This is a genomic window from Priestia sp. D51, assembly GCF_053345675.1.
This window is the reverse complement of the sequence record NZ_JBLTIR010000002.1, coordinates 626,238-648,967: the sequence shown is the minus strand read 5'-3', so window position 1 is coordinate 648,967 and position 22,730 is coordinate 626,238. Positions and strand designations below refer to the sequence as shown.

The 22,730-nt window shown below is 39.2% G+C and carries 25 protein-coding genes and 1 pseudogene; 16 read left to right on the top strand and 10 right to left on the bottom strand.

Features of this window, described 5'->3' with window-relative positions; genetic code table 11:
- The first annotated feature begins 20 nt into the window (after positions 1-20).
- Positions 21-395, top strand: a complete 375-nt coding sequence (locus ACNHOZ_RS09980; RefSeq protein ID WP_028414419.1) for a DUF7674 family protein — start codon at positions 21-23, stop codon at positions 393-395.
- 47 nt (positions 396-442) lie between these two features.
- Here ACNHOZ_RS09980 and ACNHOZ_RS09975 read toward each other — a convergent pair whose 3' ends face one another.
- Positions 443-736, bottom strand: a complete 294-nt coding sequence (locus ACNHOZ_RS09975; RefSeq protein WP_013083888.1) for a DUF3817 domain-containing protein — start codon at positions 734-736, stop codon at positions 443-445.
- Positions 737-996: 260 nt separating this feature from the next.
- Between ACNHOZ_RS09975 and ACNHOZ_RS09970 the strand changes: the two genes are divergently transcribed.
- The 4 genes from ACNHOZ_RS09970 to ACNHOZ_RS09955 all read left to right on the top strand — a co-directional run bounded on the left by ACNHOZ_RS09970 (position 997) and on the right by ACNHOZ_RS09955 (position 6,184).
- Positions 997-1,572 (top strand): TetR/AcrR family transcriptional regulator, encoded by a 576-nt coding sequence (locus tag ACNHOZ_RS09970; RefSeq protein ID WP_028414418.1) that lies wholly within the window; start codon positions 997-999, stop codon positions 1,570-1,572.
- 33 nt (positions 1,573-1,605) lie between these two features.
- The gene (locus tag ACNHOZ_RS09965; protein ID WP_048018951.1) at positions 1,606-2,055 is read left to right on the top strand and encodes a DUF6188 family protein; all 450 of its coding nucleotides are present in this window, start codon (positions 1,606-1,608) and stop codon (positions 2,053-2,055) included.
- Between the two features lie 122 nt (positions 2,056-2,177).
- On the top strand, positions 2,178-5,216 hold the full coding sequence (locus tag ACNHOZ_RS09960) for an efflux RND transporter permease subunit (protein WP_048018952.1): 3,039 nt from the start codon (positions 2,178-2,180) through the stop codon (positions 5,214-5,216).
- Between the two features lie 245 nt (positions 5,217-5,461).
- Positions 5,462-6,184, top strand: coding sequence for a GDSL-type esterase/lipase family protein (locus ACNHOZ_RS09955; protein WP_048018953.1), 723 nt, complete (start codon positions 5,462-5,464; stop codon positions 6,182-6,184).
- Between the two features lie 28 nt (positions 6,185-6,212).
- Here the strand turns inward: ACNHOZ_RS09955 and ACNHOZ_RS09950 are convergent.
- Together ACNHOZ_RS09950 and ACNHOZ_RS09945 are read right to left on the bottom strand one after the other, a co-directional pair.
- Positions 6,213-7,253, bottom strand: a pseudogene (locus ACNHOZ_RS09950) (alkene reductase); the annotation flags it as partial.
- Positions 7,254-7,426: 173 nt separating this feature from the next.
- Positions 7,427-7,546: a DUF4023 domain-containing protein gene (locus ACNHOZ_RS09945; protein WP_080754499.1), complete on the bottom strand. Its 120-nt coding sequence runs from the start codon at positions 7,544-7,546 to the stop codon at positions 7,427-7,429.
- 206 nt (positions 7,547-7,752) lie between these two features.
- On the opposite strand from ACNHOZ_RS09945, the gene ACNHOZ_RS09940 reads away from it, so the two are divergent.
- A complete protein-coding gene (locus ACNHOZ_RS09940; protein ID WP_028414413.1) occupies positions 7,753-8,070 on the top strand; it encodes a hypothetical protein in 318 nt (105 codons plus the stop codon).
- A 295-nt stretch (positions 8,071-8,365) separates the two neighbouring features.
- Here the strand turns inward: ACNHOZ_RS09940 and ACNHOZ_RS09935 are convergent, their stop codons facing one another.
- Positions 8,366-9,553: a macrolide family glycosyltransferase gene (locus tag ACNHOZ_RS09935; protein ID WP_048018955.1), complete on the bottom strand. Its 1,188-nt coding sequence runs from the start codon at positions 9,551-9,553 to the stop codon at positions 8,366-8,368.
- Positions 9,554-9,772: 219 nt separating this feature from the next.
- On the opposite strand from ACNHOZ_RS09935, the gene ACNHOZ_RS09930 reads away from it, so the two are divergent.
- Positions 9,773-10,489 (top strand): CPBP family intramembrane glutamic endopeptidase, encoded by a 717-nt coding sequence (locus tag ACNHOZ_RS09930; protein ID WP_033580570.1) that lies wholly within the window; start codon positions 9,773-9,775, stop codon positions 10,487-10,489.
- Between the two features lie 149 nt (positions 10,490-10,638).
- Here ACNHOZ_RS09930 and ACNHOZ_RS09925 read toward each other — a convergent pair whose 3' ends face one another.
- Both ACNHOZ_RS09925 and ACNHOZ_RS09920 read right to left on the bottom strand, forming a co-directional pair.
- Positions 10,639-11,748 (bottom strand): GerAB/ArcD/ProY family transporter, encoded by a 1,110-nt coding sequence (locus tag ACNHOZ_RS09925; RefSeq protein WP_048018956.1) that lies wholly within the window; start codon positions 11,746-11,748, stop codon positions 10,639-10,641.
- Positions 11,749-11,763: 15 nt separating this feature from the next.
- Positions 11,764-11,997 (bottom strand): hypothetical protein, encoded by a 234-nt coding sequence (locus ACNHOZ_RS09920; RefSeq protein ID WP_048018957.1) that lies wholly within the window; start codon positions 11,995-11,997, stop codon positions 11,764-11,766.
- A 222-nt stretch (positions 11,998-12,219) separates the two neighbouring features.
- Between ACNHOZ_RS09920 and ACNHOZ_RS09915 the strand changes: the two genes are divergently transcribed.
- From ACNHOZ_RS09915 to ACNHOZ_RS09900, 4 genes are all read left to right on the top strand, one after another.
- Positions 12,220-12,492, top strand: a complete 273-nt coding sequence (locus ACNHOZ_RS09915; RefSeq protein WP_028414407.1) for a hypothetical protein — start codon at positions 12,220-12,222, stop codon at positions 12,490-12,492.
- An 84-nt stretch (positions 12,493-12,576) separates the two neighbouring features.
- On the top strand, positions 12,577-12,768 hold the full coding sequence (locus ACNHOZ_RS09910) for a hypothetical protein (protein ID WP_014459359.1): 192 nt from the start codon (positions 12,577-12,579) through the stop codon (positions 12,766-12,768).
- Between the two features lie 42 nt (positions 12,769-12,810).
- A complete protein-coding gene (locus ACNHOZ_RS09905) occupies positions 12,811-13,182 on the top strand; it encodes a hypothetical protein (protein ID WP_013083874.1) in 372 nt (123 codons plus the stop codon).
- Positions 13,183-13,226: 44 nt separating this feature from the next.
- The gene (locus tag ACNHOZ_RS09900) at positions 13,227-13,760 is read left to right on the top strand and encodes a GNAT family N-acetyltransferase (protein WP_048018958.1); all 534 of its coding nucleotides are present in this window, start codon (positions 13,227-13,229) and stop codon (positions 13,758-13,760) included.
- Positions 13,761-13,888: 128 nt separating this feature from the next.
- Here ACNHOZ_RS09900 and ACNHOZ_RS09895 read toward each other — a convergent pair whose 3' ends face one another.
- Positions 13,889-14,638, bottom strand: a complete 750-nt coding sequence (locus tag ACNHOZ_RS09895; protein ID WP_048018959.1) for a MerR family transcriptional regulator — start codon at positions 14,636-14,638, stop codon at positions 13,889-13,891.
- A gap of 158 nt (positions 14,639-14,796) precedes the next feature.
- On the opposite strand from ACNHOZ_RS09895, the gene ACNHOZ_RS09890 reads away from it, so the two are divergent.
- Positions 14,797-15,249 carry a MarR family winged helix-turn-helix transcriptional regulator gene (locus ACNHOZ_RS09890; RefSeq protein WP_048018960.1) on the top strand — a complete coding sequence of 151 codons (453 nt, stop codon included), beginning with the start codon at positions 14,797-14,799 and terminating at the stop codon, positions 15,247-15,249.
- Positions 15,250-15,271: 22 nt separating this feature from the next.
- Positions 15,272-16,879, top strand: a complete 1,608-nt coding sequence (locus ACNHOZ_RS09885) for an MDR family MFS transporter (RefSeq protein WP_048018961.1) — start codon at positions 15,272-15,274, stop codon at positions 16,877-16,879.
- Between the two features lie 35 nt (positions 16,880-16,914).
- Here ACNHOZ_RS09885 and ACNHOZ_RS09880 read toward each other — a convergent pair whose 3' ends face one another.
- Entirely contained in the window at positions 16,915-17,067 is a 153-nt protein-coding gene (locus ACNHOZ_RS09880) for a hypothetical protein (RefSeq protein ID WP_168760996.1), read from the bottom strand.
- Positions 17,068-17,092: 25 nt separating this feature from the next.
- The gene (locus ACNHOZ_RS09875; RefSeq protein ID WP_013083869.1) at positions 17,093-17,275 is read right to left on the bottom strand and encodes a YolD-like family protein; all 183 of its coding nucleotides are present in this window, start codon (positions 17,273-17,275) and stop codon (positions 17,093-17,095) included.
- A gap of 613 nt (positions 17,276-17,888) precedes the next feature.
- On the opposite strand from ACNHOZ_RS09875, the gene ACNHOZ_RS09870 reads away from it, so the two are divergent.
- A complete protein-coding gene (locus tag ACNHOZ_RS09870) occupies positions 17,889-19,697 on the top strand; it encodes an assimilatory sulfite reductase (NADPH) flavoprotein subunit (protein ID WP_047750521.1) in 1,809 nt (602 codons plus the stop codon).
- 22 nt (positions 19,698-19,719) lie between these two features.
- A complete protein-coding gene (gene cysI, locus ACNHOZ_RS09865; protein WP_048018962.1) occupies positions 19,720-21,441 on the top strand; it encodes an assimilatory sulfite reductase (NADPH) hemoprotein subunit in 1,722 nt (573 codons plus the stop codon).
- 49 nt (positions 21,442-21,490) lie between these two features.
- Here cysI and ACNHOZ_RS09860 read toward each other — a convergent pair whose 3' ends face one another.
- Positions 21,491-21,757 carry a hypothetical protein gene (locus tag ACNHOZ_RS09860; RefSeq protein ID WP_033580575.1) on the bottom strand — a complete coding sequence of 89 codons (267 nt, stop codon included), beginning with the start codon at positions 21,755-21,757 and terminating at the stop codon, positions 21,491-21,493.
- Between the two features lie 198 nt (positions 21,758-21,955).
- Between ACNHOZ_RS09860 and ACNHOZ_RS09855 the strand changes: the two genes are divergently transcribed.
- A complete protein-coding gene (locus tag ACNHOZ_RS09855; protein WP_034270246.1) occupies positions 21,956-22,705 on the top strand; it encodes an SDR family NAD(P)-dependent oxidoreductase in 750 nt (249 codons plus the stop codon).
- The last annotated feature ends 25 nt before the right edge of the window (positions 22,706-22,730 follow it).

Below are 22,730 nucleotides of genomic sequence, written 5' to 3'. Positions count from 1 at the left end.
CAAAGGCAGGGAATTTAGATATGATTACAAAACAAAATGTTATTCCATTACTAAAAGAAGCTTGCCCATCTTTTGAGCCAAGCGAAGAAATCAACTTCAACGATAAAGAAGAGCTGCAGCATGAATTAAGCCGAGTAGCGGGTCATTTGATCTCTCTTGAATATAACGGCCAGCTCGAACGTGAACCGGATGTGTTTGAAGCGATTGAACAGCTGTATATAGAAGGTGAATCTGATGTGAAAGAAGCTGTTACAACGGGACTCTTTCAAGCAATGCATGAAATGATTATAGATCAGCAAATTAGTCCAGAAGAAATTGGAATGCTATTAAAACCTCACTCACTGAAGTGGTGGAAAACGATTGACCACTTTAGCGAAAATAGTGCGGAACAGTAAGGAAAAAGAACGTCATGGAAACATGGTGTCCGTGACGTTCTTTTCTTTTACTGTTCTTTTTTCAGCTGGCGCTCTAAAATAAAAGGACCAAACGGAATAACCGACATAAGAAATGCAAATAAAGAGCGGCCGATTGACCATTTATGCGCGAATTTTACATGAACGACTGCAAGAGCATACAGCACAAAAAGTGCACCGTGTGCTGCGCCTACAACTGATACAGCTTCGGGTATGCCTGCTGCATATTTTAGCGGCATAGCAATGCCCAGCAGCAGTAAAAATGAAATTCCTTCTAAAATTCCTACTAAGCGCAGGCGACCGATTGGTGATGTAAGAACCATGTTTTCTCCTCCCGTAACGACGGAATAAATTTCTGTATCGATGACAAAAATGTACCATAGCAAGCTCTTCATATACAAGCATCATTTGTATCTGTCACAAAAAAGTCGAAAACGCTTTAATTTGTGCTATAGAAGTATTTTGTTTGAAAAACTGACATACTCTTGTGATGCAATGTATAAAAGAGCACACTACGTGTTGACAAGTTATTTTAATTATTTTATATGTATAGTATCGAAAACGTATGAGAGGATTTTTTACCATGACAAACCGAAAACAGCAGCGGGAGAAAATTTTAGATGCTGCTTTTGAAGTGTTCGGATCCAAAGGTTACTATGAAGCAAAAATGATTGATATTGCTAAACTAGCGGGTGTATCTAAAGGAACGCTTTACTTGTACTTTTCGTCTAAAGAGTCGCTTTATATCGCTGTTAATAATCGTTCGTTTGATGAGTTTTTGTATCATGCAAAGCGAAGAACAGATAAATGCCAAACGTTTCACGAAAAGCTCTATTCAGTTGCGAAACATCACCTGCTCTTTTTTTACGAAACTAAAAAATATCCGGACTCTTTTTGGCAAGCCCCTCACCAAATGCCAGAAATGATGGGGCGTCTTCATCAATTTTTTGAGGATTATCATGGGCTTGTTGCTAAATTGATTGAAGAGCAAAAAATAAAAAACGCTTTTTTACACTCAAAAGCGTTTTGCAGCATGTTAAATGGGTATAGGATGGATATCGTTTCCGATGATGATATAACAGAAGAAGATATCATGAACTATGCGGAGTTCATTGTGAACTTATACATTGAAGGCTGCTATTTTGAGACCCAAAAATGACTCGTCGGTACTGGTTGATAATGGAGGGATATGATGAGTAACAGCAGCACAGTAATTAATTTTTCATATTTTCAAGAACAAACCGTTACAAAGGTAAACACAGATAACACCCTGCCGTTTTCTCTTGGATTTAGTAAAGGCGGACTTGTGGCAGAATGTCCATGGAGACTAAAAAACAAACGCAGCATCTTGCTTGGTCAAGCCGACTGGAAATCGCTACATTCCGCCGAGCAGCGTCAGCAAGTCGAAGCGCTGCTGCTTGGCCAGCTCATTCTCTCTATACAGTGGTATGAAGATATCGGTATCCTTCGAATTGCGTTTTCTAATGGGTATGCGCTAGATATGTTTCATGACAGCTCGTTTTTTGAAGGCTGGGATTTATATGGTCAAGACGGCTTTTCTTTTATCTCGCTTCCAGGGGGAGCGTGCGACCATCAAATTTCAGTTTGTATAGACAGTTCATCAGCATATGAAAGGAGGTGAGTTTTTTTTTGCGAAAAACTGACCCATGGGTACTCTAAAATTGTTAAAAAAATAAAACGGGTCTGCAGTTATTAAAGGATGAAGGCTTCTCAAATAACTTAGTTACGTAACGGAGGAAAAAGATGAATTTTTTGACGAGATTTAGTTTAAAAAATGCGGTAGCTGTGTTTATCGTTTCATTTTTACTTATTTTAGCGGGGCTATATTCATTTTCAAAACTAAAAATTGATTTACTGCCGAATATCGAATTTCCGCAGCTGTCCATTGAAGCAACGTATCCTGGGGCTTCTCCTGATGACGTAAATGAAAGTGTCACGTCGAAAATCGAAGACCAAGTAAAAGGAATTGAAGGCGTTAAAAGCGTACAAAGCGTATCGTATGAAAACGTCGGTATTATTAATTTAGAATTCCCGTTTAATACGGATTTAGATAAAGTTGAACAGCAAATTAACTCGTCGATAAAAGAATTAGATTTGCCAGAGTCATCAAATGTAGACGTAAACCGTTTCTCATTTGGTTCCTTCCCGATTTTCAACATTTCACTGTTTGCAAAAGATGATGCAAATCTTGAAAAAGTATTAAACGATGAAGTGATTCCTGAATTGAATAAAATTCAAGGTATTAACTCCGTCTCAGTTGGCGGTGTGAAAGAGGACCTTTTACAAATTACGGTCGATAAAGAAAAAGCAGCTCAAGCTGGCTTAACGCTTGATGGGATGAAAGAACAAATTAATCAAAAAGCCGTTTCCTTCCCAGCAGGAACATTAAACGGAAAAGAGCTTCAAATTCCAGTGCGAGTAGAAGAAAAAGTTGCCACGATCGATGCATTAAAGAAAATCCAGCTGAAATCCACGATGAACCCTGAAGCACAGCCTGTGAAACTTGGTGATATTGCCAAAGTCGAAGCCGTAACAGAACAAGGCGAATATACACGCTATGACGGCAAAGATGCGCTGTCGATGGCCATCACAAAAAAGCAAGACGCTAATACGGTTGAAGTGGCCAACGAAACGATGAAGATTTTGAAAAAATATGACGATCAGTTAGACTACGCAATTGGCTTTGACTCAGCTGACGGCATTGAAAAGTCTGTTGAAACATTAGTACGCGAAGGATTGCTCGGGGCATTATTTGCGTCACTCGCCGTGCTGATTTTCTTGCGTAACTTCCGTGCGACAATCATTGCGATTATATCGATTCCATTATCGCTGTTAGTATCAGCTATTTTCTTAAACCAGCTTGATATTTCGCTTAATATTATGACACTAGGTGGAATGGCTGTAGCCGTTGGGCGCGTAGTGGATGACAGTATTGTTGTGATTGAGAACATTTTCAGACGCGTTCGCCGTTCAGAAGAAGGCATGAGCAATGAGCTTGTCGAGTCGTCAACAAAAGAGATTTTAAAAGCAATTACCTCGTCTACGATTACAACGGTTGTCGTATTCTTGCCAATCGGCTTTGTAGGAGGAATTACAGGAGAGTTCTTCTTGCCGTTTGCTTTAACAGTTGTTTTTTCATTGTTAGCATCTCTTCTTGTAGCGATTACAATCGTGCCGATTCTCGCAAAGTTTGCATTTAAAAAAGTACCGCCTGAAGAAAAAGAAGGAAAGCTGCAGCGCGGGTATGCAAAAGCGATTGCATGGTCGCTTAATCATAAAATCAAAATTTTGATTTTATCCTTTATTTTACTGTTTGGATCATTTGCGCTTGTTCCTTCACTTGGCTTTACGTTTATTCCAAATGAAGAGCAAAAAATGCTTCAAGCCAACGTTCAATTACCGGCATCTACGTCCCTTGAAAAAACAAACAATGTATCCTTAAAAATTGAAAAGATGTTTGCGGACCAAAACGAAATTTCAGACGTGACAACGGAAGTTGGATCACGCGACTTTTCAACAGGTGTAAAACGTCCGAACCAAGTTGGCTATTTCTTGAATGTAAAAGAAGGCGTGAATGTCGATACGTTTATTGATAAAGTTCAAAAGAAAATGGAAAGCATCACGAAAGAAGAATCACCGAAAGCAACAGTTAATGTGCAAGAAGCATCAACAGGAGGGCCTCCTACAAATAATAACGTGACGGTTGATTTATATTCTTCTAATTTAGATGACTTGCAAAAGGCAGCTAAGCAAGTGGAAAACCACTTAAACAAAGACAAACGTCTTAAATATGTAACAAATAACTTCTCAGATAAGCAAAAGCAGCTTGTAGTAGAAGTAGATCCTGATAAAGCCGCAGAGTATGGAGTATCTGGATTTCAGCTGCTTGGTACAATCTCTGATCAAACCAAACCGGTATCGGTTGGAGACTTAAAATTGGATAATACAAAACGAGCGGTTCAGCTTTCGTACGATAAAGGCCTTGCCTCAGTAAAAGAAATTAAAGACCTGCAAGTGTTTACAGAGAGAGGGCCTGTGTTAGTAAAAGATATCGCTGACGTTCGTACAATTGATACGTTCACTTCTATTCAAAAACTCGACGGTAAAGTATTTGCACGAGTAGAAGCAGACATCAAAGGCGATGATGTTCAAGCTGTGACCAAAGATGTTGTAGATGGAGTGAAAAAGCTAGACTTGCCGAAAGATGTGAGCTTGGACGGAGGAGGCGGAAGCGACGAGACAGTAGAAGTCTTCCAATCTCTAGGTCTAGCCATTTTAACAGCAATCGGCCTTGTGTATTTAACAATGCTCGTTACGTTTGGAAAAGCGCGTATTCCATTTATCATTTTATCGTCACTCATTTTTGTGCCAATCGGTTCGTTAGTTGGTCTTGTCATTGCAAAAGAACCGCTATCCGTCAGCGTCATGATTGGATTCTTAATGCTGATTGGAATCGTTACAACAAACGCGATTGTGCTTGTAGATCGAATTACCCAAAATCGCGAACAAAAAGGCATGACGATCCGTGAAGCCCTTATTGAAGCTGGGAAAACGCGCTTGCGTCCAATTTTAATGACGGCGTTTGCTACCATTGCTGCTTTAATCCCGCTGGCGCTTACTACGTCAAGCGGAACGCTGATTTCAAAAGGCTTAGCCATCACGGTAATTGGAGGACTTACGTCATCTACTCTTCTTACTTTAATTATTATTCCAGTTGTATACGAACTCTTCTTCGCAAGACAAGTAAAAAGAGAAAAACAGCTGGAAAAAGAAACGACATAAGAACTATTTTCTAATAGAGGAAAATATGACCATAGACTATATGTTATAATAAAAGTACGTTTTAACCCCTTATATTATAGAAAAAGAAGCGGCGCTTTCGAGCGCCGCTTCTTTTTTATGTAAAATCATTATTTACAAAAAATGATTAAATGTCTTATATGGAGGGAAAGAGTGTTAACAGGAAGCTTTACTATATCATCGTAGAGTTATCTAAAAACCATACAAAGTACAGGAGTGTCGTTTTCGTGAGTTCAACAAAGAAAGTTGTATTTATCAGTTCCATTATTTTAAATGTCCTTTTCATAGGTGTTTTTGCTTTTTATGCAACAAGCAGCAGCGCGATGAAAAATCCGCTGTCTTCTAAACATTCGTCTAAGCAAAGCTACAGGGATAACCCTTATTACATTGAACGGACAACTTTGTTCAAGCAATTAAGTATTCCTAAAGAGTCAATCGTATTTCTCGGTGATAGCATTACCCAGCGCTCTGAGTGGAGCGAACTTTTTCATAATAAGCAGATTGTCAATCGAGGCGTAGCCGATGATACAACTGAAGGGGTATTGCATCGTTTAAAAAGCATTACAGATGCTAAGCCAAAAAAGATTTTCTTAATGATTGGCATTAACGATTTAAATGAGCAAAAATCTGTAAAACAAACCAAAGCCAATTACGCTGAAATTCTTGAGCGTATTCATAAAGAATCACCGGATACAAAAGTCTATATTCAAAGTGTACTGCCCGTGAACAATAAAAAATGCGGCGACGCAGTGGACAATAAAGATGTGATAGCGTTAAATAACTATTTAGAGCGTCTCGCTAAGAAACATAGTGATTCTTACATTGACCTGTATTCGAAAGTATCCAAAAACAATCAGTTAAAAAGTAGTTTCACGGTGGATGGTCTTCATTTAAAAGGCCAAGGCTATGCTGTTTGGAAACAAGAAGTTCAGTCATACGTAAACCAATAAAAAAAGCGCTCCGGAAGGAGCGCTTTTTTTAGATAAGCTCTGGTAAATGTTTTTTAGCATCGTATTCGACAAGAGCATCATCGTTTTTAATGCGGTGTAAATAATCAGGATTTGAAATTAGCGGGCGGCCAATAGCAGCTACGTCGATCCAGCCGGCTTGAAGCGCTTTTTCAGCTGATTCAGGCGTTAAATCACCCACGCCGATAATTGGTCCATCCCAGTACTTGCGCGTGATTTCATAAAGGTTTTGGCCGTTTTGGACATCTTCGTAAAAATCAAGCATAGACGGGTGAATAATCTCAATGCCTGTTTCTTTAAAAGCTTTTGTATACGTTTGAATGGCTTTTTCGGTATCATCCCAGCGATAGTCTGGTTTATCAAGCTTATGAGGAGAGAAGCGAATCACAACGCGTTCTTTTCCGATAGCGTCAATAACAGCAGAAATCACTTCTTTCATAAACGTTAATCGCTGTGCAAGGTCGCCTCCGTATTCATCCGTGCGTTTGTTAGACCAGTCTGAATTAAATTGATCAATTAAATAGCCGTGAGCACCGTGAATTTCAACGCCGTCAAAGCCTGCTTCAATGGCATTTTTAGCTGCTTGAGCGTACTGTCCTACAACTTCTTTAATATCTTCTTTTGACATTTCTTCAGGCTCTTCGTACGGCTTGCGGAAACGAGGCACTTGACCTTGTGCTGCAATAGCAGAAGGGGCCTGAGGTTTATGCCCATTGATTAATCCGGAATGACTCAAGCGGCCAACGTGCCAAATTTGAGCGATAATCGTGCCGCCTTCTTCATGAACAGCTTCTGTTACAGGCTTCCATGAATCAATTTGTTCTTGTGTATAGATACCGGGAACGCCAGGATTTCCTTTTGCGCGTTCGCTGATAACAATTCCTTCACTAATAATTAAGCCAATACCATCCTTTGCGCGGCGGCGGTAGTAGTCTACAACGTCTTGACCGACTACGCCTGTCTCTGGATCAGCAAAGCATCGTGTCATCGGTGCCATTGCTGTACGAGTGTGTAAATCAAATGCTTCAATGTTTGTTGGTTGGAATAATTTTTCAAATTTACTCATTTTATATTCAGCTCCTTAAGAGGAAAGTATAGCTGCGAACGTTTTTGCAGCGGGTTCAGTTTATTGTAACAGGGGATTTGTTTTATCTTCAAACATTTCGACTTCCGAAAAATGATCACAAAAAAAGCCGGCTGTTTTGACAGCCAGCTTTTACAATATTAATGCTGTTTGTTAGGAAGTTTTTTCTCCGGGTGGCCAGTAGCTTGACCCTGCTTATTTTTACGCTGCTTTTCTTGATTGTCGTTCAGCTTTTGAACAAATTGATTTGTGTTTTCCATTATCCATACCTCCTTTATGAGCTTTCCCTGTTACTATAACCCATTGCACTCAAAAACATGACGCCAATCCGCTAAAAGCAGCTCCGTATATACACCGGTATATAGAAATTAACAGGAAAATCGTGTATACTGTTGTAAAAATAACGTTAATGTTTCGTGAGTTTATAATTTCTTATTCATTCATGAACAAGAAAAGGTGTTACGCAATGAGTGATTTTTTTAGCGGGAAAGAAATGTCGTTTATTTTAATTTTGACATTCAGCGTGTACATATTTGTCTGGAATGTGCCCCTTCAGGCGACCAATGCCATGATGATTTACTTTATCCTGCTGTTTTTGTATACAGTCAGTAAGCTGCTTTTTTCTCCTCAGTTCCGACAATTTCCGCTTGTTAAGGTGCTATTGGCCATTTTATTTGTTCTTATGCTAGCTGAAATAATCGTTGCTTACAGCACTCATAGCATAAAGATTACAGATTTACATCATATTTTCGATTATTTCAGTCATATGGATTTGTATTCATAATTTTTTTGAATAGCTTTGTTAACATGCTTTCGCAAACTATGGGTCTCTTATTTTTGAACATACAAGACGGTGAAAAAGCAGGGCATATTGTATATAAAGCTTAAGAAACGCCTCTATTCTTCAGCTTTTTCTCTTTTAAAGGAGTAGGAGGTCTTTGTTCATGACCGTGCTCTTTCAAAAATTAACTATCGTTCATTGTACGCTTAGTAAGATGAGTATACTAATCATTGGCGTATATACCGTTTGTACATGGCTGTTTTTATAAAGAAAAGGTGCACATCAGTGCACCTTTTCTTTATGAATGTTTCTTCACTACGTGATTGATAATTTGCTCGGCTGCTGCAGCCGGTCCAGATGCCTGCTGGAAACTTGCGTTGATTTCTTTAATTCCTTTTTTATAGGAATCGTCGCGGACAACTTCGTCAACGGCACTTCTTAAAAGAGAGGCGTTTACCGTTTCTTTTGCTAAGCGATACCCCGCGTTTAGTTCCACGAGCCTTTGAGCAACGATCGGCTGATCTTTGCCATGAGGTAAAACGACTAACGGTACGTTAAAATGAATAGCTTCGTTTACGCTGTTCATGCCTCCGTGCGTGATAAAAACGTCCGCTTCTTTTAACACGTCAAGCTGAGGAACATAGGGCAAAATAATAAAATGCTCTGGCGCTTTTTTAATTCTTTTAAAATCGGCCCGGTCTCCTGCTGCAATTACAACTTTTCCATCAAAATCGCTAAATGCGTCGATGCAAAGGTTGAAAAAGCCTTCTACGTCATGAAGTACCGTTCCCATTGAAATATAAAGAACTTTTTCGTCTTTCAGCTTTTCTAATGGAAAATCATGAGAGCGGTGACGCTTTGGAAAGCTTGGCCCAATAAATAAACACGAGTCATCAAAATGTTCATGAAGCGGCTGGAAAAAGCGGCTTGTGTACACGACCGTTAATTCGCCTTCATTGTTCATAAATTGAAGCAGATTTTTAGGCTCTATGCCAAAGTGATTTTTAAGCAGGCTGAGCCCGTACTGAGCTTGTTCATCCGGCTGAAATGGAACGTCTGAATCAGGATGAAGAGGCATCATTCTTAAACGGTCTTTCGGCATTAAAAAAGAAGCAGATGATACAATGCCAGGGATCCGCAAATAATCACGCACTAATTCGCCTGCTCCAAACTTGTCGTAAAACACAAAATCAAATTCAATTTTTTTTGATAATATATGAACAAGCTTCAGCGTATCTAAAGACGTTTGGATGTGGATGTTTAAAAAAGCGTTGATTCCTTGAGGAGTTTCAGGCTTGATGGATACACCGCTTAATAAGTCTGGGTGAATGTGTACGATAGCCCCGGCGTTTTCAAGGCGCTCTTTAAAACGCTCGGCCGTAATGTAATGAACTGTATCACCTCGGTCTGAAAAAGCTTTTACCATTCCAAGCGTTGGGTTTACGTGACCTTCAGCGGGAAAGTTGATCATTAAAATGTTTGCCATTTTTTCACTTCACTTTCGGTAAGATTTCTTCAAGCGTAATCAAATATAAGGAAGTTGACAACTAATTTGGTTAGCACATTTATTTTTTGAAGCCCTGCCTTTGTGTATAAAATGTGAAAAAATATAACTTTCTTCCTAAAAAATAACATAATTAAACTGAGTTTATGATAGAATTTTGAGAGCACTAGAGAGAAAGAATCATTTTTGGAGGTTGCTATTTTGAGTACGTTATCAACAAATTCAGAACCGGTTTTAAAGCCTAAAAAGAAAAAAGAGTTTACTTACTTCACATTGCTTCTATTTATCGTGTTGGGCTTTGGACTGCAAATCATAGCCGGAATTGGAGTAGCTATTTACGATGAAGTTATGGGTTCAAATATGACAGGAATTTTATTAGAAGGCCCATATGCTCTGCTTGTAGACGCGGCATTTTTTCTAGGGGTTGCGGTGCTTTATAGACCTGTGCGCAGATTTTTAAAACCTATGTGGAACGTCTCGGTATTAAAAGAAGGGAAAACGTATGTATATATTGTGGTAGGCTTTTTAATTGTAGCCGCGGTGCAGTACGTGATGCTTTCATTTTTAAACGTAGAAAGCGCAGATCAGCAGCAAAAAGATTTAAATCAAGGCAGTTTTAATCAAACGCAGCTTTCAAGCTGGATATTTTTTATAAGTGTAGCAGTTATCACGCCTATTAAAGAAGAGCTGCTTTATAGAGGTGTTTTATGTGGTTTCTTAACCAAACGCCATCACGTGCTTGTGGGCATTTTCGTTTCCGCTCTTGTATTCGGTCTTTTACATATTGGCTTTCCGATTACAGCTACCGTCATGGGACTTGTTTTCGCCATTATTTATTATCGAACAAAATCTATTTTCCCATCTATGATTTTACATATGCTGTGGAATGGATTAGTGAGTATAACCGTGTTCTTTTAAAAGAGGGTAAAACAAAGTAGTTTCGTTGAGGGAAAATCCGAACAATTCATCGTTCGGATTTTTTTATTGGTAGGATGAATCTAAGTTTCATGCATGTAGCTTCCTTCTAGCTGTTGATTGGATGGATTTCGTTATGTCTCAATTTCTTTTTATTTCGATAAAGACGCCGAATGCTTTACGCGAATTTTCCCAACTATTAATAACCCAAGAGGGTAAAATAGTCCAAATAACAGACTGTACGGAATCCACGTATCTCTGTCCCACGTTTGTTCATAGGGAATGCTTGGATACACGATAAGTGAAAATGTAACGGCAATAATGCCTAGCGGAAGAGTTAAAATTCGGTAGTTTTTTAATTCAAGAATTTGAGCGAGTCCGGAAACGGTCGCATAATAGTAGAGAGACGTTTTGAAATAAAGAGATAAAAACCACATAATGGCCATGATTACTTCAATATTTTTCAGAAAATCGGCAACTTCGATACGCCTTGCAAGCTCATAGCTTGGATATAAAGCGATACGTGTATACGTATTTCCAAGTACAAGAATGCCAAGTAATAAAATAATAATCATAATGCCTCCGCCGATTAAGCTTCCTGTAAAAAAAGCGCGGTTTCGCTGATCAGGTTCCCCTACGTGAGCAGGGAAAACGGTCAGCAATACAATAAAAGTGAGAGACGTAATACTTGTAAAGACCAGAATAGATCTAATAATAGGCTTAACGCCTACCTCTAACAAAGGCTGCAAATTCTCATAATGAATTTGAGGGAAGATCGAAAAAACTAAGATTAAAAACGGAATAACAAACCAAGGAAAGAGAATTTCAGCACAGCGGGCAATCGTTTCAATGCCAAGACGAACGCCGACAATCACAATTCCCATAAACAAAATATGAACAGCAAGCATAGGCGTTTGAATAATAATGCGAGTTGTTAGAAATGAGCCCACGTAAAACAAAACTTGACTGCAAAAAAGAAGAGTAGAAGCGACAAATAAAAGAGAGAAAAACTTTCCTAGCCACTTGCCTAAAATGGCTTCGTTTAGTTCTACAAGGGTTTTATTCGGATAAAGGCTAGAAAGTTTGATATACATCCATACAAGAAAAACGCCTACACCTACGCCCAAAATGGCTGGAATCCATGCCTCTTGTTTAGAATCAGCCGTTAAGCTTCCAGGTACGACTAAAATAGTGTCGCCTAAACTATAAAAAATCACGAGTATTCGAAACTGTGCTGCGGATAATTTTATCTGACTATGCACGTTGTTCACTTCCTTTTACTTCAACAGACTGAACAAAAAATCACTAAAAGGTTTTAATAAAAAAGCAATGCCGTCTCCAGGGTTAGGGATTTCCACACCGCCATATTTTAAACTAACAATTAAAATACTTACTATGAACAAACTCCAAAAAATTCGCTTTTCTCTTTGACTGTTCACTTTTTTTAAATAAGGTATTTCTACTAAACAAACAGCTGCACAAAGTAAAAAAATCCCTAAAAATATAAGCATGTATCAACCTCAATTAGTAACCCTTCAAAAATAATGAAGGGATGTTAAAGACGCCTGTGTTTCAAAAATAGTATCACCCAAAATGGCTTCATTTATGAAAAGTAAGACTAAAGGCAGTGCAAAACCGTGTTATAATGACCAAGTTGAGCGTTATAATAGAGAAAAAACAGCATGATTACAAACAAGTAGATACATAACAAGGTAAGGATGGGAGAGAGATAGATGGCAGACGAATTCAAAAAAATGCTAGATGACAAAGAAAAGGTACAGCTTATGATCGCCGCCGTTGTCATGCTCGGAGGCCTGGTCGTTTTGTTAAAAAGCGTTGCAACGGGTCAGGCAATGGGCCAAAAATGGCTAGAAAGTAAAGGGAATGTAGACACAGATCTGTATGTTGAAACGGTAAAAAGTTACATACACCTGTATCAAATTGTGGGTGGCGTGATGTTTGGAGGAGGCCTTCTCACGTTACTTCGTGCTAAACTAAAGAAATAAAGCGGCAGCAAAATAAAAGATCATAGTCCAAAAGAAGTGTCATATCTTTTTAATAACTTAAAAAATAGTGAAAAGGAGTTATGTATGAATAATGAAGAAAATACACCGGCTTATCATCTGTTTATGATGATAGGAGCGCTTGCTATGCTGATTTTTGGTGTTGTCGGTTTCTTTATTCAGTATCCTGCTACGTTAAGTTTTGTGATGTGCATTGGCGGAAGCATCATATTTTTGCTGCATTTATTTGAGTATATGAAACCTAAAAATGAACTATAGCATCTTCAAACGAGGAAATCTAGAAGCAAAGGAAGATGAGAAATGCAGAAACATCGTACGTACGAAACGCTAGTTGATCTTTATCAAAAAAGCGCAAAAATTCATTATGAAATCGATTATCGAGATAAAAAATCTGTAAAAAAAGGAAACCGAGCTGCAGAAGATATGAAAAAAATTGCGCAGCTCATTCATTTATACTATCCAGGCATGCTCTTTGAATTTTCAACACTGCTGACGAATCCTACTTATCGAATTGACCTATGGGCTGCACATCATATTTTAGAAATTATGAGCTATTCACCAATGCTTGAGGACAACGCGCTTTCCGTCATTGAACGCTACGCCGACGAAAATGATTTTACGGCTTTAGGGAATCGCATGTGGTTAGGTCAGTGGAGAGAAAAACAGCGCTAAAACCCATATAGGCAAACAAGAATAACTAAAAGGAAGATAGATATATGAGTTTACGTACATTAAAGAATGGTATAGGCGTCACCATTCGAGAAGCAGAATCAAAAGACGCAGAGAAAATGATTGCTTTTTACAATCGAGTGGGAGGAGAAAGTGATTTTCTTTCATTTGGAGAAGGGGAGTTTCTTAGACCAGTTTCAGAGTATGAAGTGTTTTTAGCTTCTGTAAAACAAGAGCAAAACTCTCTTATAGTCGTGACTGAAAAAGAAGAGAAAATCATTAGTATTGCATCCATCACCTCGTCTCAAAACCCGCGTAATAAGCATGTGGGTACCCTTGGTATCGTGGTAGAGAATGCTTATAGCGGGCTAGGGCTAGGAAGACAGCTAATGATTGAGCTGATTGAATGGGCACGTATGAATAAACAAACAAAAAAAATCGAACTTGTGACGCGAGAAGATAATCAAAGAGCTATTTCTTTATACAAACAGCTAGGGTTTCAAACAGAAGGATTAAAAGAAAAAGACACCTATATAAATGGCGTCTACTATAATACAATGCTTATGGGTCTTCACTTATAAAAAGAGGCTGAGACAAAAGTATGTTAAGTGAATGAAAATCCGAACGATTCATCGTTCGGATTTTTTCATTGTGGTGATGAACGTAGGCTTCATATAATTGATGTAGTTATATCTCAATCTCTTTTGATTTATTGTTTTCTAGCATCAGCAAATGTACTCATCGCCTCGTTCATGAATTTCGCTAATCCTTTTCCGTAGCGATCGATGTTGGCTGTAAACCGCTCATCTTGTACATACATCTCTCCAAGACCTTTAAAGGCTTCTAATGAATACGTTCCAAAGTTCTTATTTAAAAATTGATACCATTGCTCAATGGCTTTTTGAGCTTCTGTAGAGGATGGTGACAGATCACGCAGAGAAGCTAAGTGAGTGTAGATACTTTCCCATTCGTTTGACATGCGCTGCTGTTCTTCATGTGAAAAGCTTTGTACTTTTTCATTCGCTTCATCTACTCGCTGATTTCCCCAGCGCTTCCGGGCTTCTTCTTCGTATGGGTTATGCGAAAAATCCAGCCCTTTAAACCGCTCTTTTTCGTTCATTTCAATCGCTCCTTTTTCATATTGAATCGTTTTATTAATGGTTGCAATCATTTGATCGAGCCGACTGCGTTTTTCAATCAGCATGTTTTTTTGCAGTATCAACGCTTCTGTGCGATTAAATGTTGGGTCTGTTATAATCTCCTGAATTTGTTTTAAAGGGAAGCCAAGTTCTTTAAAAAATAATATTTGCTGAAGCATATCAAGATTAGCCGGTGAATAAAGCCGGTAGCCGGATTCACTGACAGCATCAGGTTTTAATAGCCCGATTTCATCATAGTGATGCAGCGTGCGGACGCTGATTCCTACTAAGTCAGCCACTTCTTTTACTTTTCTGTTCATTCTTTCATCTCCCTTCTGAAATCTACTATAAAATATAACGCAGCGTAAGGGTCAATACTAAAAAAGAAATAATTGACTTTTAGTTTATATGCATTTATATTTAATTAGCATTAACTATTTATAACATGAAATAAATAAGCAAGCCTGGAGGAATAGATGTGACAAAAAGCAATCAGTATCTTGGGGAGATTCGTTCATCGCTTCAAGTGCTATTTGAAAAAATGCAGCCCGAAATGATGGAGAGCCTAAATGAGCATGAGATGACTCCTACGCAATTATTTGTTCTTTCTTATTTAAAGAAAGTAGGGAGCAGTAAGGTTTCTCAAATTGCAGAGCTAATGGATGTAAAACCGAGCGCCGTGACTCTTTTAGTGGATCGTCTTGAACAGCACAATTTTGTGATAAGAGAACACAATAAAGAAGACAGAAGAGTTGTTGACATTACCTTAACGGAGTTTGGGCATCGCAAACTTGAAGACGTGCTAAATGGTCGAAAAGCCATTATGGACCGCTACCTTTTGCATCTAACAGAAGAAGAGCTTTCCATGATGGCTTCTATTACGAAAAAGCTTGCAACATCAGCTGCTTCTTATAAAGATAAGCAGCAGTAACAAAAAAGAGGAGAGACACACGATGGAAAATCAAAAAAATTCAAAGCGCACGCTTTTATTAATTGGGTTAATTATTGCGATGTTCTTTTCTGCACTTGATGGAACCATTGTCGGAACAGCTATGCCAAGAATCGTAGGAGACCTTGGTGGTTTAAGCATGATGACATGGCTGACAACAGCCTATTTATTAACGTCAACAACGGTTGTTCCGATTGCAGGAAAGCTCGCTGATTTAGTAGGACGCAGAGTAATTTATGTTACAGGACTTATTATTTTTATGGCGGCTTCTGCTTTATGCGGGATGGCAAATAATATGACAGAGCTTATTTTATTCCGTGCATTACAAGGAATTGGCGGCGGCGTTATGATGCCGATGGCAATGATTGTAATCGGTGATTTATTTACAGGAAAAGCACGAGCAAAGTTTCAAGGAGTATTCGGAGGAATTTATGGTCTTGCTTCTGTCATCGGTCCGCAAATTGGCGGATGGATTGTTGATTCATTGAACTGGAAATGGGTGTTTTACATTAACTTGCCGGTAGGGATACTCGCTACCGTTTTTATTGCGCTCGGACTTCAAGGAAAAAAACATACAGGACCTGTTAAATTCGATGTAGCTGGTATGTTCACAATGGTTATCGGAGTAGTAAGCTTGCTTCTTGCCCTGAGCTTTGGAGGAAAAGATTACGACTGGAACTCTTGGCAGATTATTAGTTTGTTTGCACTTGCTATTGCTGGGATTATAAGCTTTATTATTGTGGAAACGAAAGCTAAAGAACCGATTCTTCCGATGTATTTATTTAAGAACCGAACGTTTACGCTTTTAAATATCATTGGCTTTTTTATGAGCATTGGTATGTTCGGAGCTATTACATTTGTTCCGTTCTTTATGCAAGGAATCGTTGGAGTCAGCGCCTCAGAATCAGGTACCATTATGACACCAATGATGATTTCAATGATTGTAACGAGTATTATTGGAGGTCAGCTTGTTTATAAAGTTGGAATCAAGCCTCAAATCGTTACGGGTATGCTCATTATGGCAGGAGGGTTCTTCTTGTTAACAACATTAGACCTTCATACTAGCAAGCTTGTTGCTACTTCTTATATGGCCGTAATCGGTTTAGGAATGGGTCTTGTAATGCCAATTTTAACGCTTGCTCTTCAAGAAAGCTTTTCAAAAGAAGAGCTCGGTGTTGTTACATCATCAAGTCAATTTTTCCGTTCAATTGGAGGAACGTTCGGTATTACCATTTTAGGAGCGATAATGAACGCCAAATCAGGTACGCTTCTTACTGACAAACTCGTTCCATATTTAAACTCATTGCCTGCTCAAGCAAGCGCTTTTGCCGACGGGTTCAAAAAAGCGATTGATACGAATCCTGAAAGTGTGCTGCAGATGCTGTTTAGTCCTGAGGCTCTAAAGAGTATTCCAGCTGCGCTTTCAGACAGCATTGTGCCCATTTTGAAGACCTCGCTAATGAGCGCATTGCACAGCGTCTTTTTCATGGGCTTAGCTTTTATTATTTTAGGAGCGGTATGCACATTGTTCTTAAGACAGATCAAGCTTTCAAATAAAAAAGCCGAAGAAAAACCAGAAGAAGGCATTGCTGAAGTAGAGCCATCACATTAAAAAAAGCGCACAAATTTGTGCGCTTTTTTTCTATATTAACTAGTTGTTTCATTAGGCTTGCGAAGAAAAGGGGATTGTTTAGACGTGTCATACGAAATTTGATCAAGCAAATACGATAAATATAAGTTCAGTTCAAACCGATCTTCCGACACAAAATCTGTAAGCGCTTGCTTATTATCTTTCCACATAGTAATTCCTCCTTAATTTTACATACTAATGAATGGATTTAATATCAGAAAGCAAAAGGGAAACAACGGCTTCATTTTCGTCTTTTACGGATAGAATTTGCTGATGGAGATTTAAGTTGTGCACGCGGCCTTTGCACGTTTGCAACGTTCCATCTTTATAGTAAGAAACAGTTATCGTCCCACTTTTCGTTAATTCTCGTAAAAACATTCAAGAAGCCTCCTTAAAAAAGATTACCTGATTTAAAAGCCAGTCCTTTCATTTGAGATGAGCAAAAGGGAATGGTATGTACTGCAAGCTTCCCTTTATATTCTTCACCGTGTATGAATGGATAAAAGGTTGCTAGCTCACCTATAAACTGTCCTAAATTTCAGAATATACTGTCTTTTGCGTATAGTGTTTTTTAAAAGGATTAATGTTACATTTATTATGTAACATTCTGATGAGAAAGAAAACCGTTTCTACAAAACTTCTCTAAAAATTACAAAATATTCATATTCGTGTGAAGGATGTAGAATGAGCAGATATGGAAGTAACTGCATTTATAAAAAACGTAACGACAGCTTCAATTATTAATGATCTTAATACTAGTTATCAATTATATGTATTTTACTAATTTATTCTTCTCCGATAAAATGCAGGTAGACGAATTTGATAAGAATTTTCTAATGATTTATATAATTAAATTTGATATAATCTATAGGAATAATAATGTATGAAGGGAAACATCATTGATTAATTAGACACAGGTATTACATGTTGTTGAAGATGATTCGTAAAAGCATACATATTTAAATTATATATTTTTGTGAGGTGGACAGTGTTGCAACTTAAGGTAGTAAACAGCCCTTTTAATCAAGAACAAGCAGATTTGCTTAATCGCCTTCTGCCGACATTAACAGAAGCACAAAAAATGTGGTTGAGTGGTTATTTAACAGCATCTCAATCTACGTCTGCCGAAGGAACGCCAGACGTTTCTACAGCAGCGCCTGCTCAGGCGGAGCAGACGATTTCAAAAGACGTAACGATTCTTTACGGATCACAGACAGGAAATGCTCAAGGTCTTGCTGAAAATACAGGCAAAACGCTTGAAGCAAAAGGTTTTAATGTAACTGTATCTTCTATGAATGATTTCAAACCAAATAATTTAAAGAAACTTGAAAATTTATTAATTGTTGTAAGTACACATGGAGAAGGAGAGCCGCCTGATAACGCGCTATCTTTCCACGAATTTCTTCACGGCCGTCGAGCGCCAAAGCTTGAGAATTTCCGTTTTTCTGTCTTGTCGCTTGGAGACAGCTCATACGAATTTTTCTGTCAAACAGGGAAAGAATTTGATGTGCGCTTAGCAGAACTTGGCGGTGAAAGACTGTATCCGCGCGTTGACTGTGATTTAGATTTTGAAGAGCCCGCAAATAAATGGCTTAAAGGTGTTATTGACGGATTAAGCGAAGCGAAAGGACACAGCGCTTCGGCAGCTGTTCCGGCGGAAGCTCCTGCAGGAACTTCCCCGTACTCAAGAACAAATCCTTTTAAAGCAGAAGTGCTTGAGAACTTAAACTTGAACGGCCGCGGATCAAATAAAGAAACGCGACACTTAGAACTATCTCTAGAAGGTTCAGGTTTGACGTATGAACCAGGAGACAGTTTAGGTATTTATCCTGAAAATGATCCTGAGCTTGTTGATCTTCTTCTTAACGAATTCAAGTGGGATGCGAGTGAAAGTGTAACGGTTAATAAAGAAGGAGAAACGCGTCCTCTTAGAGAAGCGCTACTCTCTAATTTTGAAATTACCGTGTTAACAAAGCCGCTTTTAAAGCAAGCAGCTGAGCTTACTGGAAATGATAAATTAAAAGCGCTTGTAGAAAATCGCGAGGAATTAAAAGCATACACACAAGGCCGTGATGTAATTGACTTAGTTCGTGACTTCGGCCCATGGAACGTATCAGCACAAGAGTTTGTAGCTATTTTACGCAAAATGCCAGCGCGCCTTTATTCAATTGCAAGCAGCTTGTCAGCAAATCCTGACGAAGTTCATCTAACAATTGGAGCGGTACGTTACGAAGCGCATGGACGCGAGCGTAAAGGTGTTTGTTCAGTCCTATGTTCAGAACGTTTGCAGCCAGGTGATACGATTCCTGTATACCTTCAAAGCAATAAAAACTTTAAGCTTCCTCAAAACCAAGAAACGCCGATTATTATGGTGGGACCTGGTACAGGTGTGGCTCCGTTCCGCTCATTTATGCAAGAGCGTGAAGAAACAGGAGCAAAAGGTAAGTCATGGATGTTCTTTGGAGATCAGCACTTTGTAACAGACTTCCTTTACCAAACAGAGTGGCAAAAGTGGTTAAAAGACGGCGTGCTAACGAAAATGGACGTGGCGTTTTCACGCGATACTGAAGAAAAAGTATACGTACAAAACCGTATGCTTGAACATAGTAAAGAATTATTCCAGTGGTTAGAAGAAGGCGCATCTTTTTATGTGTGCGGAGATAAAACAAATATGGCACGCGACGTGCACAACACGCTAGTTGAAATTGTTGAAACAGAAGGCAAGATGAGCCGCGAAGAGGCGGAAGCTTACCTTGCTGAAATGAAGAAACAAAAACGTTATCAGCGTGATGTATACTGAGGATTGAAAGGAGATTTTCAACATGGTAAACAAAATTTTAAAAGCGCCCGAAGGTCCTCCAAGTGACGTTGAGCGCATAAAAGATGAAAGTAATTATTTACGCGGTACATTAGGAGAAACAATGCTAGACCGCATCAGCTCAGGTATTTCTGAAGACGATAATCGTTTGATGAAGTTCCACGGAAGCTACTTACAAGATGATCGAGATCTTCGTAATGAACGTCAAAAACAAAAGCTAGAGCCAGCTTACCAATTCATGCTTCGCGTTCGTACGCCAGGCGGTGTTTCAACACCAGAACAGTGGCTAGTGATGGATGATTTAGCACAAAAATACGGAAATGGAACGTTAAAGCTGACAACTCGTCAGGCGTTCCAAATGCACGGAATTTTAAAGTGGAACATGAAGAAAACGATTCAAGAAATTCATGCTTCTTTATTAGACACAATTGCAGCTTGCGGAGATGTAAACCGTAACGTAATGTGCAATCCGAATCCATATCAGTCAGAAGTGCACGCTGAAGTATTCGAATGGTCAAAAAAATTAAGTGATTATTTATTGCCTCGTACAAGAGCGTACCACGAACTTTGGCTAGATGAAGAGAAAGTCATTAGCACACCGGAAGTGGAAGAAGAAGTGGAACCAATGTACGGTCCGCTCTATTTGCCAAGAAAGTTCAAAATTGGCGTAGCTGTGCCACCTTCTAACGATATTGACGTGTATTCACAAGACCTTGGCTTTATTGCCATTTTAGAAGACGAGAAGCTTGTTGGATTTAACGTAGCAATCGGCGGCGGTATGGGTATGACGCACGGGGATAAAGCAACTTACCCTCAGCTTGCAAAAGTGATTGGCTTCTGCCGACCTGACCAAATTCTAGAAGTAGCGGAAAAAGTCATTACGATTCAACGTGATTATGGAAACCGCTCTGTGCGTAAAAACGCGCGTTTTAAATACACGGTTGATCGTCTTGGATTAGAAACGGTAAAAGAAGAGCTTGAAAACCGTCTGGGCTGGAGCTTAGACGAAGCAAAATCTTATCACTTTGATCATAACGGAGACCGCTACGGCTGGGAAAAAGGTGTGAAAGGAAAATGGCACTTTACTCTTTTTGTTCAAGGTGGACGTATTGCTGACTTTGAAGACTATAAGCTTATGACGGGTCTTCGTGAAATTGCAAAAGTTCATAGCGGTGATTTCCGTTTAACGGCTAATCAAAATTTAATTATCGCGAACGTATCCACTCAAAAGAAAAAGCAAATTAGTGACTTGATTGAACAGTATGGATTAACAGACGGCAAGCATTATTCGGCTCTTCGCCGCAGCTCATTAGCTTGCGTATCGCTTCCGACTTGCGGGCTTGCGATGGCAGAAGCTGAGCGTTATCTTCCAGTTCTTGTTGAGAAGATTGAAGCAATTGTAGATGAAAACGGCCTTCGCGATAAAGAAATCACGATTCGTATGACGGGCTGTCCTAACGGCTGTGCGCGTCCTGCTTTAGGTGAAATTGCTTTTATTGGTAAAGCGCCGGGTAAATACAATATGTACCTTGGAGCAGCATTTGACGGCAGCCGTTTAAGCAAAATGTACCGTGAAAATATCAGTGAAGAAGAAATTTTAAATGAACTGCGCGTCTTACTTCCTCGCTATGCAAAAGAAAGAGAAGAAGGCGAGCACTTTGGTGACTTTGTCATCCGCGCTGGAGTAATTGAAGCTGTAACAGACGGCACGAATTTCCACGCATAATACGTATGAAGGGACTTTTCTAACTTACAGAAAAGTCCCTTTTTCTATTTTAGTATTCTCTAACAAATACAGCTACTCCAAATACCCCTAATCTTTCAGCAGTAATTTGTTCAAAGCCGTTGTCAAGTAAACAATGAGCTGCAGTGCGGTAGCGCTGACCTTGAGCTAACAAACGTCCGCAAGGATTTGCGCGGCCAATTACCGTTGCTTCTACGATGGTACGAGGAGCTTGTCTATCCAAAGGATTTCGCTCCCACAGAATTGTCACCACATCCGGAGGACGCGGAATAGATACATTACCCGTGTGTTCATGCATAGCCATCACCTCCTTACCCTATAGTAAATGCAAAAAACGCCAAACTGCTTGTACACATGCTGATTTTTATTAAAAAAGGCGTTCAACTATGCCCCAGTTAACCACTTTTATGGAAATGAAGGAATCAATAGAAACAGCTGATAGAAAAAAGAATGCTATAATGTAAAAGAAAGGAATTTTCATCAAGGAGGGAGAAACATGCAGCAAAAACGAGTAGCGGTTATTACAGGGGGAGCAAGTGGGATTGGCAAAGAAACTGCCTTAAAGTTCGCGCAAAAAGGAGACGCAGTGGTCATTGCTGATTATGATGAAGGAAAAGGAAAAGAGACTCTTCAAAAAATTGAAGAAGCTGGAGGCCACGCTTTATTTGTGCAAACGGACGTCACCAAGTTTGAAGAAGTGGAAGCACTGATTGAGAAAACGGTGAATACATTTGGACGAATTGATGTGATGTTTAACAATGCAGGGATTGGACGTCCTACATCTATTTTAGATCAAGACTTAGAAGAATATCACCGTATTATTAATGTGAATCAGCACGGCGTTACATATGGGATTATGGCAGCAGGCAGGAAAATGAGAGAGTTAGGTATTAAAGGCGTCATTATCAATACGGCCTCTATTTTTAGCTTCTTAGCCTCACCCGGAACGTATGCTTATCATGCAACAAAAGGAGCTGTTGTGATGATGACAAAATCAGCTGCGCTAGATCTCGCTAAATACGGTATTCGCGTCGTCGCCGTTGCGCCAGGATTTGTTGATACGCCTATTATTCAAGGCTATAAGGACAACGGTATGATTGAAGGAATGAAAGCAAAAACGATGAGCAGAAAGCTCACTAATCCAAAACAAATTGCAGATATGGTTTATTTGCTGTCCTTAGAAGAAGCGGGAGCTGTAAACGGCAGTGTCATCATGGCTGATGATGGGTATGCGGCGTTTAAATAAAACGAAAAAGGATTCTTTTCTTAAA